Below are 15,059 nucleotides of genomic sequence, written 5' to 3'. Positions count from 1 at the left end.
CCCAAAACGACCGTTTGCCAAACCGATGGAAGGAATATCCATGCGCAAGACGATATTTTTCGCTGCCGCCGCCGCCTTGATGACGGTGGGCGCCGCAAGCGCCCAGCAGCAGCCCGCGCCGCAGCCAAGCCCGGCGCCGGCAGCCCCTGCTCCCGCCGCGCCCAAACCGCCGACCATCGAGAGCGTCAGCATCGTCGACATCACCGAACTGCCGAAGGACACGCAAACGCAGGTCAACCAGATCGTGGCGCAACGCGGCGACGCCGGCCTGCAGACCTTGCGCAAATCGATCGACGCGACGCCCAAGGTGAAGTCCGCGCTCGAAGCCAAGGGGATAAGCTCGGCGCAGGTGATCGCCGCCAGCCTGCAGCCCAATGGCGCGCTGACCCTGATCACCAAGAAGGCAAGCTGACCAAGAAGAGCCGCTCGGCAAGCGCCGGCGGGCCGGCACCGGGTCCGCTGGCGGCGAGCCGGAGGGAACCTCCGACCAGCAAGGGACGTTTCGCTTTTTTCGCCCCAGCAGAAACGCAGTCAGGAGCGAGCGATGGCGGCGAGCGTCAAAAGCGCGTTTCCAGCTATGGCAATAGCCATGCTTCTCGCGGCCGCGTTGCCGCGCGCGGCGCTTCCGGCGCAGCCGCTGGACAGCAGCAAGCCGGCTTCGACGATCGTCGATTCCGACGTCCGGCAGGAAGAGGCGCTGTCGAAGACGGAAGCCGGCAAAGTCATCACCGCGATCGACCGCACGCGCGAGAACATCGGCACCGTGCGCAAGACGACCAGGCTCGACACCGTCGATATCGTCTTCCTGACGGATGCCGCGCGCAGCGAGGGCGGACCGCCGCCGGCGATCGAGAACAAGGTGAAACAGCATCAGGACGACGTCGCGGAACTGCGGCAGGAGATCGAAGCGAACGCGCTGCTCTTCAACGCCATCGATTCGCGGCGCGTGCAAGCCGAGGACGTGCTCGCCGTCGAGTTCGACAATCCGGGGAAGGTCGTCATCTACGCGGCCGCCAAGCCTCCGAAGTGATTTGAGCGCCCCAGAGCTCACAGCTTGCCGGACCTCACAGCGTGCCCATCACCTTCTGCTGGAACCCATAGACCTCGCGCTTGCCGCCGAGCGGCACCAGCGTGACGTCGCGTTCCTGGCCCGGCTCGAAGCGCATGGCCGTGCCGGCGGCGATGTCGAGCCGCATGCCGCGGGCGCGCTCGCGGTCGAATTTCAGAGCCTCGTTGGTCTCGAAGAAATGATAATGGCTGCCGACCTGGATCGGACGGTCGCCGCTGTTGGCGACCTTGAGCGTGACGGTCGGCAGGCCCTCGTTCAGCTCGATCTCGCCCTTGGCCGTGATGATTTCGCCCGGCATCATCGCGGCCTCACAGCATGCCGAAGGCAAGGCCGACGCCGACCGCCGCGCAGGCGGCGCCTGCGGCGCGTATCATGCTCCGGAAGCGCAGCCCAAGCCCAAGCGCAACCGCGATGCCGACGGTATGAAGAAGGGCCGTGGCGACGGCGAAACCCGCCATATATTCGAGCCCGCCGGCATTCTCCGGCACTTCGGTGCCATGCGCATGGCCATGGAACAGGGCGAACAGGCCGATGATGGCGACGCCCGCCGAGACCGGCAGATCGACCGCCAGCGCGACCAGCAGGCCGAGCGCCACGACCGAAGCGAGGATACCCGGCTCGACGAAGGGCACCGGCACATGCAGCATGCCAAAAGCTGCGCCAGCCAGCATCACGCCGACGAAGGCGAGCGGCCATGCCCACACCGCCCTGCCGCCTTTCATCGCCGCCCACAGACCGACCGCGATCATCACCGTCATATGATCGAGGCCGGACAGCGGGTGCATGAAGCCGGCCGTGAAGGAAGAGGTCGTGCCGGCCCCGACATGGGCATAGGCCGGCATCGCGGCGGCCAGAAAAAGGATCGCGGCGAGTGTGTTGCGTTTCGTGGATGCGGAGATCATGGGTCTGCCTTCCAATCTAGCAATGGTTACGCGGCCTTGCGGGGGCCGCAGCCCTCGGCCTTGAGCACACGGTTGGTCGATGCCGGGTATTTCTCCAGCCTTGCCGCCGGCCGGATCGGCCGCGGCGCAAAATTGCCGCCGCAGTTCGGGCAGACGCCGTCGAGCACGTTTTCCGCGCAGTCGGCGCAGAAGGTGCATTCGAACGTGCATATCCGGGCATCCGCCGCCTCCGGCGGCAGATCCTTGTCGCAGCATTCGCAATTGGGCCTGAGTTCCAGCATCGGTCCTCTCTTCGCCTTATGGGCCTCACCTGATCGGTTCGTGCACGGTCACCAGCTTGGTGCCGTCGGGAAACGTCGCCTCGACCTGGACGTCGTGGATCATCTCGGCAATGCCGTCCATGACCTCAGCGCGGGTGACGACATGCGCTCCGGCCTCCATCAACTCGGCCACCGAGCGGCCGTCGCGGGCGCCTTCGACAACGAAGTCGGTGATTAAAGCGATCGCCTCGGGGTGATTGAGCTTGACGCCGCGCTCCAGCCGCTTGCGCGCCACCATCGCCGCCATGGCGATCAGCAGCTTGTCTTTTTCACGCGGCGTCAGATTCATGCGGCTTCCCAGTATCCATGATCGAAGTATTCGAAGGTCAGAGTGACCATAATTTGGGCAGACCAGCCTGCCCGTTGAGCAGTTCGACGAGCGGAACCAGCCGCTTGCGGAGCTGGTAGCCGTCGCCGGCGGTGAGCCTCGCAAGAAGCTTGCCAGATTGCCCGACGCTCCAGAAACTGACGCCGCCCCGGTGACTGACAGCGGGACCACCGATCATCGGGTCGCCGATGATCGCTCGTGCCGGCTCCAGCAGGGTTTCCGCACGCGGAGAGACGAGAAGCATGGTTGCAACTGCGCTTGAGCCGCCGGCCACAGCCGGGCGCCGGAGGCCGGCTGCGATATCCGGCCCGACGCGAAAATCCTCGGCATGGATAAGCCTGCCGTCCTGCCAAACCCGCCAGCGGTCGTGGAAATTGCCCCGGACCGTCCGTTCGCCCATCGCCAGCCGGCCGAACAGCGTAGCTTCCAGCAAAAGCGCCTCGGCGCTCCCGGCAATCGTCACATCGAGCGTCCTTGCAAAGGCGGCCTGGTCGAAAACGATGGTTTCCTGCGGCAGCCAGGCGATCCGGCCGCCCGCGCCGACATCCAGGCTGACTGTCGTCTCGGCGCGATCGGAGGCGGCGCGATAGATTTTCTCGCAGGCCTGGGTGGTGATCGAGGCCGAGGCGCCCTCGCCGACCTCGATCTCCCAGCCGAGCCGGTCGCCGCCGGTCAAACCGCCGGCAGTGTTGATCAGCACGGCCTCGAGCGGATCGCCATGCACTGCCGGCATGCGAATCTTGGCCGATCCGTCCTGATAGAGGCGCCGGAGGCGGGTCCGGCCACCGCTTTTGCCGCAGAAAAGCCTGCCTCGCCCGGCAACACGTTGGGCGGCAGGCGGGGGAACCAGGGTATCGTCGATCATGTCCACGGCGCCAACGTTAAGCACTCCGGTGGCTTTGTCGATATATAGCTTGTTGCTTGACATCGTTTCGGTTTCTATAGAGGGAGCCACCTTGGAGCGGTCACGCGATGCCTGGAGAGGTAAGGATGACGGCGTTTGCGAATCCGGGGACGAAGGGGCGCTGATCAGTTGGCGTCGGAAAACGACAGGGGAAGGAACCGAATGGCTGACCAGCTGACGACCGAAATCATCGAAAAGATCAAGGCCCATGCCGAGACTGGCGGTGAGGAAATCACCACCAGCACCGATCTCAACACGCTTGGCATCCACTCGCTGGAGCTGACTGAGATCATCTTCGATCTCGAGGAAAAGTACGGCATCGAGATCGAGATGAACACGGTCGACGCCTGGAGCAACCTCAAGAACGTCGGCGACATGGTCGAGGCGGTTCGCGAATTGATCGCGAAAAAAGCCTGATTGCATGCTGAAGCGCGTCGTCATCACCGGCATTGGCGGGATATGCGGGCTCGGCAACGATGTGCCGGCCATATGGAGCGCCATGCGCGAGGGCCGCTCGGGAATCGGGCCGATCGAGAATCCCTCCCTGCATGATCTGAAGGTCAAGGTCGGCTGCGAAATCAAGGCGTTGCCCGATCACGGCATCGACCGCAAGCAAGTCGTATCGATGGACCGTTACAGCCTGCTGGCGGTGATCGCGGCGCGGGAGGCGATGCAACAGTCCGGGCTGGTCGCCCATGCCGACAACACCTACCGCATGGGCGCTGTCGTCGGCGTCGGCGTCGCCGGCTTCGAAACGATCGAGGAAAATTACCGCGCGATCCTGATCGAGGGACGCAACCGCGCCGCCATCTTCACCGTGCCGAAGGTGATGCCGGGTGCGGCCGCCGGCCAGGTCAGCATGAATCTCGGCCTGCGCGGCCCGGTGTTTGGTGCTACCTCGGCCTGCGCGTCGGCCAATCACGCCATAGCCTCGGCGGCCGACCAGATCCGGCTCGGCCGCGCCGACGTCATGATCGCCGGCGGCGCCGAAGCGCCGCTGGTATGGGGCGTGCTCAAGGGCTGGGAAGCGTTGAGGGTGCTTTCGCCCGACACCTGCCGGCCGTTCTCGGCCGATCGCCAGGGCCTGTCGCTCGGCGAAGGCGCCGGCATGGCGGTGCTGGAAAGCTACGACCATGCCATGGCGCGCGGCGCCACCATCCTCGCCGAGATCGCCGGCGCCGGGCTTTCCGCCGACGCCTCCGACATCGTCGCTCCTACGGTCGAGGGGCCGGAAGCGGCGATGCGCTTCTGCCTGGTCGATGCCGGACTCAATCCCGAGGACGTCGACTATCTCAACGCGCACGGCACCGGCACCAAGGCCAACGACCAGATCGAGACGGCGGCGATCAAGCGCGTCTTCGGCGAGCATGCGCGCGCGCTCTCGGTCTCCTCGACCAAGTCGATGCACGCGCATTGCCTCGGCGCGTCGGGCGGGCTGGAGATGATCGCCTGCGTGATGGCGATCCGCGACGGCATCGTGCCGCCGACCGCCAATTACCGCGAGCCCGACCCGGAATGCGATCTCGACGTGACGCCGAACGTGGCGCGCGAGCGCAAGGTGCGCGCCGCGCTCAGCAACAGTTTCGCCTTCGGCGGCACCAATGCGGTGCTGGCCTTCAAAGCGATCTGACGCAGGCAATCTGACACGGACACCGCAATCCGCCGGAACGCGCTTCAGTCTTAGAGCGGGTTCAGCCTTTGATGGAACCGCCGCACCGCTCTAAGTTTTTTCACGCAATTCCGGGCGGAAAACCGCTATGCACTTTTCCTGGAACTGCTCAAGCGGATTGCTTTGGTTGACCGTCCGTGCACGGCAGGGCGGTTGCCGGCATATTGATCCTGAAGGGTCACGGTCCTAATTCTTGCGCACCCGCCACTGCGCCGTCCGGCGCCAATCCGCATCCGGAGCCCCCGATGACCGACCTGTCCGCCTTTCCGATCGCCAAGCGCTGGCCGGCCAAGCACCCCGACCGCCTGCAGCTCTATTCCTCTGCGACGCCCAACGGCGTGAAGATCTCGATCGCGCTGGAGGAGATCGGCCTGCCTTACGAGCCGCATTACGTCGATATCGGCAAGAACGAGAGCTGGACGCCGGAATTCCTGTCGCTCAACCCGAACGGCAAGATCCCGGCGATCATCGACCCGAACGGCCCGGGCGGCAAGCCGATCGGCCTGTTCGAGTCCGGCGCTGTCCTGCTTTACCTCAGCGACAAGACCGGCAAGCTCATTCCGTCCGATCCGATCCGGCGCTACGAAACGATCCAGTGGGTGTTCTTCCAGATGGCCGCGATCGGCCCGATCTTCGGGCAAGTCGGCTTCTTCAACAAATTCGCCGGGCGCGAGATTGCCGACAAGCGGCCGCTGGAGCGCTATCGCGACGAATCGCGGCGGCTGATCGGCGTCCTCGAAACGCGGCTGAAAGGCCGGCAATGGATCATGGATGACGACTACACCATCGCCGATGTCTCGATGCTCGGCTGGGTGCGCAACCTGATCGGCTTCTACGAAGCGCGCGACCTCGTCGGCTTCGACGATTTCCCTGATGTCGCGGCATGGCTGGAGCGCGGCCTTGCACGGCCGGCCGTGCAGCGGGGCCTCACCATCCCGGCCAGGAGCTAAAGCGCGTCGCGCTGAATTCAGGCGACGCGCTTCAAGCCTTTGTTTTGATGCATGTCGTTGTCCCAGAACCGCTGCACAATTCTGGGCGACATGCATTTCGCTCTATTTGGCCTTGGTTTTAGCGCCGCCCCGGCCGAAAACAGACGCGGCAAGCCGAGCGGTGGCGACCACCGCGCCGGCCGCAACGCTTGCAACGGTGCGAACCGGGCCGGACTTCGCCGCCGCCGGCTTATGCGGCTTCACGGGTTTTGCACCGACCTTGTGCGACGCGCCCGGCACCACTTGCTTGGGCGTCGCCTTGCCGAATGTCGGCTTGCCGTCCTTGGAGCGCTCAGCCATTGCCGGAGCGGTGCCGGCTCTGGATCGACTTGCCCTGCTTCTGGCAGGCGCGGGTTTTCTGGTCTTGGTTGCCATCAGACGGTTCCCTTACGCCGGACAAATGGGGAGTACAGCCATAACGACCTGTAAATCTTAAGGTTCCCGCCCAAAAGTATCGAAAATTGAGCAGGTTAACCAAGCACCAGGGTCATTAACCAATGACCAGATCGGCCTCCCGGCGGCGCGCCAGCACGCGCTCGATGTTCGGCATATCGTTGGAGGCGATCCAGGCGCGGGCGTCCTCGTCGGACTTGCCATGCCCGCGCCAGCGTTCCATCAGTCGGCGCTCGAGCTCGCCCCGCGGCACGTCGACGAAGATGGTGAAGTCGAACAAAGGCGCCAGCCGCGACCACGGTTCCTCGTCGAGGAGGAGATAGTTGCCCTCGACAAGGATGAACTTGGTGTCGGCGCCGATCACTTCGGCCGCCGCGCGCGACAGTTCCATGTTGCGGTCGAAGACCGGAATGGCAATGTCCGGTTCGCCGGAGCGGATGCGCTTCAACAGCGTCTCGAAGCCGGCGAAGTCGAAGGTTTCCGGCGCCCCTTTTCGCGCGCGCAGGCCGCGCCGGTTGAGGATGATGTCGTCAAAATGGAAGCCGTCCATCGGCACGATTTCCGACGTGCCTTCCGGCAGCAATTCATGCAGCCTGCCCGATATGGTCGACTTGCCGGCTCCCGGCGGGCCGGCGATGGCAACGACGAAACGCTTGGCTTTGCCAGCGCGCTTGAAGATGGCGGCAGTGATATGGGCCAAGTCAGACATCGGCGCCTCTTTGCTAGCGACTCCGGCCGCATCTTGGCGGCTGTCGGCGGAAATTTCAAACGTGGTTCCTTGATGCCGAAGTTTCGACTGATTGTTTGGCAGTCACCCGGCCTTGAGATTAGCCGAAACGCCTATCCCTTCGTCATCCACGGGCGGAGCAAGGAGCGTAGCGACGCAGCGCTGACCCGAGGATCCATTCCGTGACGTCCGAGCGCTGCCGCGGTTCGGAATTCTGCGCCGTTGCGCTCTTCGGCGAATGTCACGGCATGGATTCCAGGGTCTCCGCGACGGAGCTTCGCTCCTGCTTCGCCCTGGAATGACGAACTTGCGGGCCTAGTCTAGTCCAGAACCGAGCGGCCGATGCGCAGGAAGTCTCCGTCGAACGGCACCTCCCGCGCCGTGCCGGTGCCAAGGACGCGCAACCGGTCGGGCGCTGATTCGAGGTTCGTTGGCGGCCCGGCATCGGCCAACGGAACCGCGCCAATGACATGGCGGAAGGAGACGCTGCGCCCTTCGGCGAGGGCGAAGGCCGTCGCCACGCCTTCGTGCTTCAGCCAGTTGTCGCCGAGCGAGGCGGCGTGGCCGACCGCGGCGCGGCCGTCCTCGATGCCGAGCACGCCGATGTGGCGGCCGCTCCAGGGCGCGTAGTCGCGCCCGCCATTGCTGAACCACAGCATGGTGACCGGCAGTTCGGCCGGATTCTTCAGCACCAGCACCAGATCCTGCTCGGCGCGCCGCGCAAGCGCCGTCCAGCCCGGCCCGTCATGATCGGCCTCGACCAGCGTGATGAAATCCTCGCCCCTAGCTTCCATGCGGTAGTCGGTGAGATCGGCGGTGCCGCCGGCCGCGATCGGGTAATGGGTCAGATCGGTGGCGCGTGCGGGATAGGCCAAGCGAAACCGGCCGCGCGCCGGATCTGGCTCCAGCGGGGTCGCTGGCGTCACCGCCAGGCGCTTCGGCGAGAAGGCGAGCCTGCCGCCCTCGCGCATTGCCGTCATCGGATGATGGGCGACGGAAACGGCGCCGGAGCCACCGGAGAAGACGTGCTCCTGGTAGAGGAACGGATGGCCGTCGCGGAGCGTGAAGATCTTGTCGACGGCAGCGCCCATCACCTTGCGACGCAGCCGGAAGACGGCCCGCCAGCCGCCGGCGATGGCACCGTTCTCGATGACGTCCCATTCACTGTTGGCCGTCCAGCCATGCAGGGGCGCTGCCTCGACGTCGCTGGTGGAGAACGGCGCGCAAAGGAAATCACCGGACAGGCGCACCGTGCCTTCAGGGAGATTTTCCGGCAACGTCTCGCGTGGCGAACCGACCCAGGGCGCGCGATGCAGCGGCTTCAAGCGGCGGCCGTCGGCCTCGATTTCCATGGCGGCGATGTGGCCGACCGCGAGATCGAGCGAGACCGAGATGCCTTTTGCGTTGAGCGTGACCGTGTCCATGGCTTCACCCCGAATCTTTTAGAGCGCCAGAAAAGCTGGCGAAGGCATCCTGCGCAAGCGGGGCGACAGGCAATTTGCATCAGACAATTGCAGAGCCGCCAATTGTCGATCCCCGGCGCCGCCCCTCATTGCCCTGCCGGGCATTTCTCCCCGTATAGTGACGGGGAGAAAGGGGCTGGCCGCGATGCCGGCGCCTTTCTTGCAGCGTTGGCGGTTGGCGAAACCGGCGGCGACAGCGCCCCTCTCCCCGTCGCTATACGGGGAGAGGATGCCGGCAGGCAGGTGAGGGGCAGCGCCAACGTTGGAGGTGATGCTGCGGCCCTGGCGCGCCACACGCCTCCGCCACCCTACTGCCGCTTATACTCCCGCACCGGCGACTTCGTGCCATCCGTGTAGGTCACCTGCACCGCCATCGATTTCACGTCGTCCTTCACCTTGAAGTAGGGCTGGTAGTCGGCGGGGATGGCGTACGGGTCCTTGGCGTCGCAAGGCGGCATCTTGATCTCTTTGTCGAGCGCGGTGCCGTTCAGGCTGTAACGGACTTGCCTGATGGCGCAGCGGAAGGAGAGCATCTGCGTGAAATAGACCAGGCCGTGGTTGCCGCCGGCGTCGAAGGCGATCCACGACGTCCAGAACTGGTCGAGGATCTGCTTGTTGCCCTGCTGGAGCGCTGAATCCGGATCGAAGCGGATGGCGAACGGGCCGGTCTCGCGGCCCCTGATGTCGAGATATTTGATCGCGATGTTGGTTGCCGCAGTGCTGTCCGGCAGCTCGAAGCTCGGATTGGGCATCGGCTTGCCGGTGCGCTGGTCGTTGGTCGCGAGCAGGCCGGTGTCGGTGAACGGGCCAGAGTCGCCGAGCCGCCAGGAAATGGCGGTGGCCGGCTCGGGCAGGGAAATCGTCATCGACCAGCCGCCGTTGGAGCGCGTCGGGGTCAGCGTCGGCACGAAGCGCGAGGGGTCGAGCACGTCGCCAAGTGCCGCCAGCCGGGTTCGGCTGCGGTCGAGCCAGTCGGCCAATTGGGTCTGGTCGACGAAATATTTGAGCAGGCCGCCGTCCTTTTCGTAGGAAACGAATTTGGTCAGCGCCTCAGCTTCGCTGCGTTTGTCGGCCAGCGTCTGGCTGCCGAGACGATCTTCGGAAAACTCCTGCGCCTCGAGGAAGTAAGCCGGCGCATAATCCGGATTGGCCGCTATGAAGGCGTTCAACTTATCCAGCCGCTGGACGTCATCCAACTGCAGGAGATGGACGAGTTTGATCGACGGCGCCTTGGCCTTTTCGGCGAGCGTGCCGAAGACTTCGCGCGCGCCGGCCTTGCCGTCCTGGACTCTCAGCAGCGTGGCGAAGCGCGTGTAGGGATCGATGGCGTCGACATCGAATCCGGCAAAGGCGAGATAGGCGCGGCGGGCATTGAGCATGTCGCCGGCCAGCTCGTAGACACGGGCGTTGTGATAAAACTCGTCTGGACGCTTGGGATCGGCGATCGCCCCGCCCTGCGCGGCGAGTTGGGCAAAGCCCTTGGCTATCGTGTCGATGGAGGCGGCGATCTGTTCGGTCGTCGCCTGCAGCTTCTGCGCCTCAGCCTGCTGCTGCTTCTGGCCGGCGGCCAAAGTGTCGGTCGTCTGCTTGACCGTCTCGACCGTCTTCTGCGTCTCGGCGCCCTGAGCGGTCTGCTGCTGCTGGGCGGAGGCGATCTGGTCGGTCTTTTGCGCCACGGTGTCGGTCGACTTCTTGACTTCCTCGACGGTTTTCTGCGTCTCGGTGACGGTCTTTTCGATCTTCGCCACCTTCTCGGAGACGATGCCCAGCGACTGCTGCAGTTGCGCGACCGCCGGCACCAGCGCGGCGATGACGCCGTTCTGCGAGTTGGTCTCCTGCTGGACGCCGTAGACGCCGCCGGCGATCGCGGCGGCGCTTGTCGCGAAGATCAGCGCCGGCATGGCCTTCGCCGCAAGCACCAGGCGCAGCACCATGGCGACCGCGATGATCGCGGCTGCGACCGCCGCGACCAGCGCGATATAGGCGGCAAAAGGCCCGAGCGGGTTCAGCACATCCGACACAGCGCCGCTGAGGAAAGCGACGCTGCCCGCCCATTTGCCGGTGCGGCTGAGCGATGCCCGCATGAGCGAGGTCGTGCCCGTAGCGATTTCCGACATGCCATTCCCCCCGAAATCCAAGCCGTCTGCATCATAGCGGCAAGGGGGTCGGGATGGCAAAGCGGGGGAATTGCCAATCGCACAGCGTCAGCGCTGCCCCTCATCGCCCTGCCGGGCACTTCTCCCCGTATAGTGACGGGGAGAAGGGGGGCCGGCCGCAACGCCAGCTCCCTATTGCAACGTTTGAGATTGGCGAAATCATCGATGACAGCGCCCTCTCCCCGTCACTATACGGGGAGAGGATGCCGGCAGGCAGGTGGGGGGCAGCGCCTGCCTCGGAAGGAAGAGGGGCCTGTACAAGCCTCCGAAACCTGGGCAAAGGCCTTGTTACGCCCATTAACCAAATGGACGCGGCAGGTGCGTTACGTTAGCTTCGCCGCATCTCAGCAACCGTTTTTAGAACACTCTTGTCCCGTCTCCTTACGCTCCTCCAGAAACTGATCGCCGTGTTTTCGCTGGTGCTTGTCACCGGCTGCACCACCGCAGCGCCCCCCGAAAGCGTGCTCGCTGTCCCGGCCGCGCCGCAGAAATATGCGGCGATCGTGGTCGACGCCTCGACCGGCAAGACCTTGTTCGAGGTGAACTCGACGGCGCAGCGCTATCCGGCTTCGCTCACCAAGATGATGACGCTCTACATGCTGTTCGAGGCGCTGGAGAGCGGCCGTGTGACCAAGGAGACGCAGATCCCGGTCTCCGACCACGCCGGCTCGCAGCCGCCGACGAAGCTGCGTTTCAGGCGCGGCGAGACGATCGACGTCGATTCCGCCATCCGCGCCATGGTGGTGAAGTCGGCGAACGACGTGGCGGTGGCGGTGGGCGAATATCTCGGCGGCGGCAGCGAGGACCAGTTCGCCGCCATGATGACCGCCAAGGCGCATCAGCTCGGCATGGCGAGCACCAGTTTCCGCAACGCCTGCGGCCTGCCCGACGGCGGCCAGGTGACTTCAGCGCGCGACATGGCGGTGCTGGGCATCGCGCTCGAGCATCGCTTCCCGCAGCATTTCCACTATTTCTCCGAAAGCGACTTCATGTTCCGCGGCCGGCTGGTGCGCGGCCACAACGACATGCTCGGCCGGGTGCGCGGCGTCGACGGCATCAAGACCGGCTATATCCGCGCCTCCGGCTACAACATCGTCACCTCCTACAATGCCGACGGCAGGCATCTGATCGTGGTGGTGATGGGCGCCCAAAGCGCGCGCCAGCGCAACGACCATGTCGAGGCGCTGATCCAGCGCAGTCTGGGGCCAATGACGGCGGATGCACAGCCAAGGCTGATGTATGCCGGGCAGCAGCCGGCCGCTTCGGCGCTTCCGGGTCTGGCGGCGCCGGGAGTGGCGGCGCAAGGTTCGTCGCTGCCGGCCGCGCCTGCGTCGCCGCTGCCGGGCCAGCCGGCGTCCGATTTGCCGTCGGCCGATTTGGCGTCGCCTACTTCGCCGCTGCTGCCGGTGCAATAGAGCGGCGCCCTTGTCAGCTCGTCATCCTAGGGCGGAGCAAGGAGCGAAGCGACGCGCGCAGACCCTAGGATCCATTCCGTGACCTATGAGCGATGCCACGGTGCAGACCTCACACCGAATGCCAGTGCAGACCTTTCTGTTCCGCTGCATCCTTCGGCCAACGTAACGGAATGGATTCCAGGGTCTGCGCGACGCTTCGCGTCGCTCCGCCCTGGAATGACTAACCAACAGGAGGCGTCGCCCCAGCAATCGTTTATCTAACCACCAGCACCGGGATCTGGGTCAGCGACACCACCTCAGCCGTCTGGCTGCCGAGCACCAGCCGGCCGAACCCTCTGCGGCCATGCGAGGCCATGACGATCAAGTCGCAGGCTTGTGCGCGGGCGGTGTCGAGGATCGCCTCGGCGGGCGCCTTGTTCTCGATGTGCATGGTCTTCGCGCTTATACCGAGCTTATCGGCCTCGGCCTTGCACTTCTCCAGCACCTCGCGGGCATATTTGCGCGCGCTTTCCTGGTAATTGGTGAGCTCGTCGGCGGCGACGTAGCCGGCCATGGCGCCGCCCCAGGCAAGCGTCGGGAACGGCTCGGAGACGGTGACGAAGGCGACCGTGGCGCCGAGGCCCTTGGCCAGTTCCAGGCCGTGGGCGACGCCCTTTTGGGCGAGCTCCGAACCGTCGGTGGCGATCAGGATATGCTTGTACATGGTGGCGATCCCTGTTTTTTCGGAGCTATGCGCGCCCTGGTGGCGGGAGCCTGCGGTCAGGCCATAGGCTTGATGTAGTTTGCCGGGCGTGCTGACCACAGGGGGTGGATGATGCCAGCAGGCGGGGAATATCGCGCCAGTGAGGCAGGGATCAAGGCTTTCGAGGATGGCGCCGCCCCTCACCTGCCTGCCGGCATCCTCTCCCCGTATAGTAACGGGGAGAGGGGCGCTCTCACCTGCGGCTTCGCCAATCGCAGACGTTGCAGGAAGGGCGCCAACGTGGCGGCCAGCCTTCTTCTCCCCGTCACTATACGGGGAGAAGGTGCCGGCAGGCGGATGAGGGGCAGCGCCGAGCCTGGAGATTGGCTGTTGCCCTCCAATACCCTTTCCAGATTTGCTGAAGGGTAGCAGGCATCGGCAAGAAAGCTCCAGCCTGAGCTGGAATGCCCTCCACACGGCGCCCAATCACAAGAACTTTACAGAGATGCGGCATTCACTCCTCACCATGGATATGCCGCGCCGGCTTGGCGTATCGTATCGGAAAGCCGAAAAGAGGAGCACCGAACATGGCCGGCGACCCCAAGGCGCAGAAGCAAGCCGACGACGAGAACGAGAGCGGCGGCGAATATTTCGAGGCGGCCACCGTGGCGGAGGACCAGCACGAAGCGGCGGACGAGATCCTCGAAGCGCCGGAAGTGCCGGATTCGGAACCGCACGTCCCCGGCAGGATCAAGCCCAAGAAAAAACCGTCGGCGATCAGCGGCCGGAAGTTCCGCAAGCGCGACCTGGTGCGCATCGACGATCTGAGGCCCAGCCTCGCCGACCGCATCCGCGCCGACCATCCCGACCTGCCGCGCGGCGCCCGCGTCAGCCGCGCCGAGCTCGCCCGCTACCGCATGCGCTACATGGAGGAATTGCTGCAGCAGGAGCACGGCGAATTCTCCGAGCTCGACCGCCAGGTGGTGGAATCGATCGCCAGACAAGACACGATCTCGGAAAACTCGGAAGAGGAATTCGAGGAGCACCGCTCCTTCGCCGACCGCGTTTCCGACAATATGGCCGAATTCGGCGGCAGCTGGTGGTTCCTGATCTCGTTTGCGGCCGTGCTGCTGATCTGGATCGGCATCAATTTGTTCGAAGGCACGGTGGGCGCCTTCGACCCCTACCCGTTCATCCTGCTCAACCTGATGCTCTCCTGCATCGCCGCCATCCAGGCGCCGGTGATCATGATGAGCCAGAAGCGGCAGGAAGCCAAAGACCGGCTGCGCTCCTTCAACGACTATCGGGTGAACCTGAAGGCGGAGCTGGAAGTGCGGCACCTGCACGAAAAGCTCGATTATTTGATCTCGCGCCAATGGCAGCGGCTGGCCGAAATGCAGCAGATGCAGCTCGACGCCATGCACGAGCTGACGGCGAAAAAGCAGAAGCGGGCGGCACGGGGGGTGAGGCGGCGGGTGGCGAAGAGCGAGGTGGAGGGGTGAGGGTGCCCGTGACCCGGCATCAGCAAAGGCTAGGCTGGGGACAAGTCCGCGAGACGCCTCGGCCGCCGACAATCTCGCTTCGCATGCCCGAGCGCGAGCCGCCGCCCCACAGCCTTAATACGCCGCCATTCCAATTGCCCGTTGAAGCCCGGAGCGGCTTCCGCTAAGAAGCCGTGGCTGGCCGGCTCACCGGCCGGTTCGTTTTCCGGTTCCCGGGAAGCACCCGTAGCTCAGCTGGATAGAGCGCTGCCCTCCGAAGGCAGAGGTCACAAGTTCGAATCTTGTCGGGTGCGCCATTTTTGCCTCGCCTGCTTATGCTAACAGCTCGACTTGGCCAATGCTCAACTTTTTCCGTTGAACAATGCTGTCATCGGCAACGCCTACGACGTCTTCGACCGACCAAGAACCTGGCGCGACTGCTTTTACCGCTGATACTGCCGCTTCTTTGGTGCCAAACATGGCCACATAGAGCACAATTGCCCCGCTGGGACTCGGGCCCAGATCGGGAATGCGAGCGCGAACGAGAAACGGTTTCATACA

The 15,059-nt window shown here is 64.7% G+C and carries 17 protein-coding genes, 1 tRNA gene and 1 pseudogene; 8 read left to right on the top strand and 11 right to left on the bottom strand.

Annotation, left to right across the window (positions count from 1 at the left end; all coding sequences use genetic code 11):
• Positions 1 to 40 precede the first annotated feature (40 nt).
• The gene (locus ABID26_RS17450) at positions 41 to 412 is read left to right on the top strand and encodes a hypothetical protein (RefSeq protein ID WP_126096738.1); all 372 of its coding nucleotides are present in this window, start codon (positions 41 to 43) and stop codon (positions 410 to 412) included.
• A gap of 132 nt (positions 413 to 544) precedes the next feature.
• Positions 545 to 1,030 carry a hypothetical protein gene (locus tag ABID26_RS17445; protein WP_126096739.1) on the top strand — a complete coding sequence of 162 codons (486 nt, stop codon included), beginning with the start codon at positions 545 to 547 and terminating at the stop codon, positions 1,028 to 1,030.
• A 34-nt stretch (positions 1,031 to 1,064) separates the two neighbouring features.
• Here the strand turns inward: ABID26_RS17445 and ABID26_RS17440 are convergent, their stop codons facing one another.
• Genes ABID26_RS17440 through ABID26_RS17420 form a run of 5 tightly spaced genes read right to left on the bottom strand, consistent with a single transcriptional unit; the run spans position 1,065 to position 3,490 of the window.
• Positions 1,065 to 1,370 carry an urease subunit beta gene (locus ABID26_RS17440; protein WP_126096740.1) on the bottom strand — a complete coding sequence of 102 codons (306 nt, stop codon included), beginning with the start codon at positions 1,368 to 1,370 and terminating at the stop codon, positions 1,065 to 1,067.
• A gap of 7 nt (positions 1,371 to 1,377) precedes the next feature.
• A complete protein-coding gene (locus ABID26_RS17435; RefSeq protein ID WP_126096741.1) occupies positions 1,378 to 1,971 on the bottom strand; it encodes a HupE/UreJ family protein in 594 nt (197 codons plus the stop codon).
• Between the two features lie 26 nt (positions 1,972 to 1,997).
• The gene (locus ABID26_RS17430; protein WP_126096742.1) at positions 1,998 to 2,252 is read right to left on the bottom strand and encodes a DUF1272 domain-containing protein; all 255 of its coding nucleotides are present in this window, start codon (positions 2,250 to 2,252) and stop codon (positions 1,998 to 2,000) included.
• Between the two features lie 25 nt (positions 2,253 to 2,277).
• On the bottom strand, positions 2,278 to 2,580 hold the full coding sequence (locus tag ABID26_RS17425; protein ID WP_126096743.1) for an urease subunit gamma: 303 nt from the start codon (positions 2,578 to 2,580) through the stop codon (positions 2,278 to 2,280).
• Positions 2,581 to 2,617: 37 nt separating this feature from the next.
• Positions 2,618 to 3,490 (bottom strand): urease accessory protein UreD, encoded by an 873-nt coding sequence (locus ABID26_RS17420; protein WP_435528584.1) that lies wholly within the window; start codon positions 3,488 to 3,490, stop codon positions 2,618 to 2,620.
• A gap of 195 nt (positions 3,491 to 3,685) precedes the next feature.
• On the opposite strand from ABID26_RS17420, the gene ABID26_RS17415 reads away from it, so the two are divergent.
• The 3 genes from ABID26_RS17415 to ABID26_RS17405 all read left to right on the top strand — a co-directional run bounded on the left by ABID26_RS17415 (position 3,686) and on the right by ABID26_RS17405 (position 6,142).
• Entirely contained in the window at positions 3,686 to 3,940 is a 255-nt protein-coding gene (locus tag ABID26_RS17415) for an acyl carrier protein (RefSeq protein WP_059188710.1), read from the top strand.
• A gap of 4 nt (positions 3,941 to 3,944) precedes the next feature.
• Positions 3,945 to 5,153, top strand: coding sequence for a beta-ketoacyl-[acyl-carrier-protein] synthase family protein (locus ABID26_RS17410; protein WP_126096744.1), 1,209 nt, complete (start codon positions 3,945 to 3,947; stop codon positions 5,151 to 5,153).
• 284 nt (positions 5,154 to 5,437) lie between these two features.
• A complete protein-coding gene (locus ABID26_RS17405; protein WP_126096745.1) occupies positions 5,438 to 6,142 on the top strand; it encodes a glutathione S-transferase family protein in 705 nt (234 codons plus the stop codon).
• Positions 6,143 to 6,244: 102 nt separating this feature from the next.
• Here the strand turns inward: ABID26_RS17405 and ABID26_RS17400 are convergent, their stop codons facing one another.
• The 4 genes from ABID26_RS17400 to ABID26_RS17385 form a co-directional block, all read right to left on the bottom strand.
• The gene (locus ABID26_RS17400; protein WP_126096746.1) at positions 6,245 to 6,556 is read right to left on the bottom strand and encodes a hypothetical protein; all 312 of its coding nucleotides are present in this window, start codon (positions 6,554 to 6,556) and stop codon (positions 6,245 to 6,247) included.
• Between the two features lie 115 nt (positions 6,557 to 6,671).
• Positions 6,672 to 7,283: a nucleoside triphosphate hydrolase gene (locus ABID26_RS17395; RefSeq protein WP_126096747.1), complete on the bottom strand. Its 612-nt coding sequence runs from the start codon at positions 7,281 to 7,283 to the stop codon at positions 6,672 to 6,674.
• Positions 7,284 to 7,621: 338 nt separating this feature from the next.
• Entirely contained in the window at positions 7,622 to 8,725 is a 1,104-nt protein-coding gene (locus tag ABID26_RS17390; protein WP_126096748.1) for a hypothetical protein, read from the bottom strand.
• Between the two features lie 347 nt (positions 8,726 to 9,072).
• On the bottom strand, positions 9,073 to 10,881 hold the full coding sequence (locus ABID26_RS17385; RefSeq protein WP_126096749.1) for a methyl-accepting chemotaxis protein: 1,809 nt from the start codon (positions 10,879 to 10,881) through the stop codon (positions 9,073 to 9,075).
• 407 nt (positions 10,882 to 11,288) lie between these two features.
• Here ABID26_RS17385 and ABID26_RS17380 point away from each other — a divergent pair.
• A pseudogene (locus ABID26_RS17380) lies at positions 11,289 to 12,173 on the top strand (D-alanyl-D-alanine carboxypeptidase family protein); the annotation flags it as partial.
• A gap of 415 nt (positions 12,174 to 12,588) precedes the next feature.
• Here ABID26_RS17380 and ABID26_RS17375 read toward each other — a convergent pair.
• Positions 12,589 to 13,038: a universal stress protein gene (locus ABID26_RS17375; RefSeq protein ID WP_126096751.1), complete on the bottom strand. Its 450-nt coding sequence runs from the start codon at positions 13,036 to 13,038 to the stop codon at positions 12,589 to 12,591.
• A gap of 566 nt (positions 13,039 to 13,604) precedes the next feature.
• On the opposite strand from ABID26_RS17375, the gene ABID26_RS17370 reads away from it, so the two are divergent.
• On the top strand, positions 13,605 to 14,519 hold the full coding sequence (locus tag ABID26_RS17370; protein WP_292373900.1) for a DUF1003 domain-containing protein: 915 nt from the start codon (positions 13,605 to 13,607) through the stop codon (positions 14,517 to 14,519).
• Positions 14,520 to 14,738: 219 nt separating this feature from the next.
• A tRNA-Arg gene (locus tag ABID26_RS17365) sits at positions 14,739 to 14,815 on the top strand.
• A 16-nt stretch (positions 14,816 to 14,831) separates the two neighbouring features.
• Here the strand turns inward: ABID26_RS17365 and ABID26_RS17360 are convergent.
• The gene (locus tag ABID26_RS17360; protein WP_292373902.1) at positions 14,832 to 15,056 is read right to left on the bottom strand and encodes a hypothetical protein; all 225 of its coding nucleotides are present in this window, start codon (positions 15,054 to 15,056) and stop codon (positions 14,832 to 14,834) included.
• Positions 15,057 to 15,059 lie beyond the last annotated feature (3 nt).

The organism is Mesorhizobium shonense, assembly GCF_040545255.1.
Lineage (GTDB): Bacteria > Pseudomonadota > Alphaproteobacteria > Rhizobiales > Rhizobiaceae > Mesorhizobium > Mesorhizobium shonense.
Note: the sequence above shows the minus strand (reverse complement) of the source record. Positions and strands in the feature narration are given on the sequence as shown.

Bases quoted from the DNA above. Each gene is read 5' to 3' on its own strand.
- ABID26_RS17400 (WP_126096746.1), bottom strand. From the start codon at position 6,556: ATGGCAACCAAGACCAGAAAACCCGCGCCTGCCAGAAGCAGGGCAAGT.
- ABID26_RS17405 (WP_126096745.1), top strand. From the start codon at position 5,438: ATGACCGACCTGTCCGCCTTTCCGATCGCCAAGCGCTGGCCGGCCAAG.
- ABID26_RS17375 (WP_126096751.1), bottom strand. From the start codon at position 13,038: ATGTACAAGCATATCCTGATCGCCACCGACGGTTCGGAGCTCGCCCAA.
- ABID26_RS17445 (WP_126096739.1), top strand. From the start codon at position 545: ATGGCGGCGAGCGTCAAAAGCGCGTTTCCAGCTATGGCAATAGCCATG.
- ABID26_RS17440 (WP_126096740.1), bottom strand. From the start codon at position 1,370: ATGATGCCGGGCGAAATCATCACGGCCAAGGGCGAGATCGAGCTGAAC.
- ABID26_RS17360 (WP_292373902.1), bottom strand. From the start codon at position 15,056: ATGAAACCGTTTCTCGTTCGCGCTCGCATTCCCGATCTGGGCCCGAGT.
- ABID26_RS17410 (WP_126096744.1), top strand. From the start codon at position 3,945: ATGCTGAAGCGCGTCGTCATCACCGGCATTGGCGGGATATGCGGGCTC.
- ABID26_RS17425 (WP_126096743.1), bottom strand. From the start codon at position 2,580: ATGAATCTGACGCCGCGTGAAAAAGACAAGCTGCTGATCGCCATGGCG.
- ABID26_RS17390 (WP_126096748.1), bottom strand. From the start codon at position 8,725: ATGGACACGGTCACGCTCAACGCAAAAGGCATCTCGGTCTCGCTCGAT.
- ABID26_RS17370 (WP_292373900.1), top strand. From the start codon at position 13,605: ATGGCCGGCGACCCCAAGGCGCAGAAGCAAGCCGACGACGAGAACGAG.
- ABID26_RS17415 (WP_059188710.1), top strand. From the start codon at position 3,686: ATGGCTGACCAGCTGACGACCGAAATCATCGAAAAGATCAAGGCCCAT.
- ABID26_RS17430 (WP_126096742.1), bottom strand. From the start codon at position 2,252: ATGCTGGAACTCAGGCCCAATTGCGAATGCTGCGACAAGGATCTGCCG.
- ABID26_RS17385 (WP_126096749.1), bottom strand. From the start codon at position 10,881: ATGTCGGAAATCGCTACGGGCACGACCTCGCTCATGCGGGCATCGCTC.
- ABID26_RS17395 (WP_126096747.1), bottom strand. From the start codon at position 7,283: ATGTCTGACTTGGCCCATATCACTGCCGCCATCTTCAAGCGCGCTGGC.
- ABID26_RS17450 (WP_126096738.1), top strand. From the start codon at position 41: ATGCGCAAGACGATATTTTTCGCTGCCGCCGCCGCCTTGATGACGGTG.
- ABID26_RS17435 (WP_126096741.1), bottom strand. From the start codon at position 1,971: ATGATCTCCGCATCCACGAAACGCAACACACTCGCCGCGATCCTTTTT.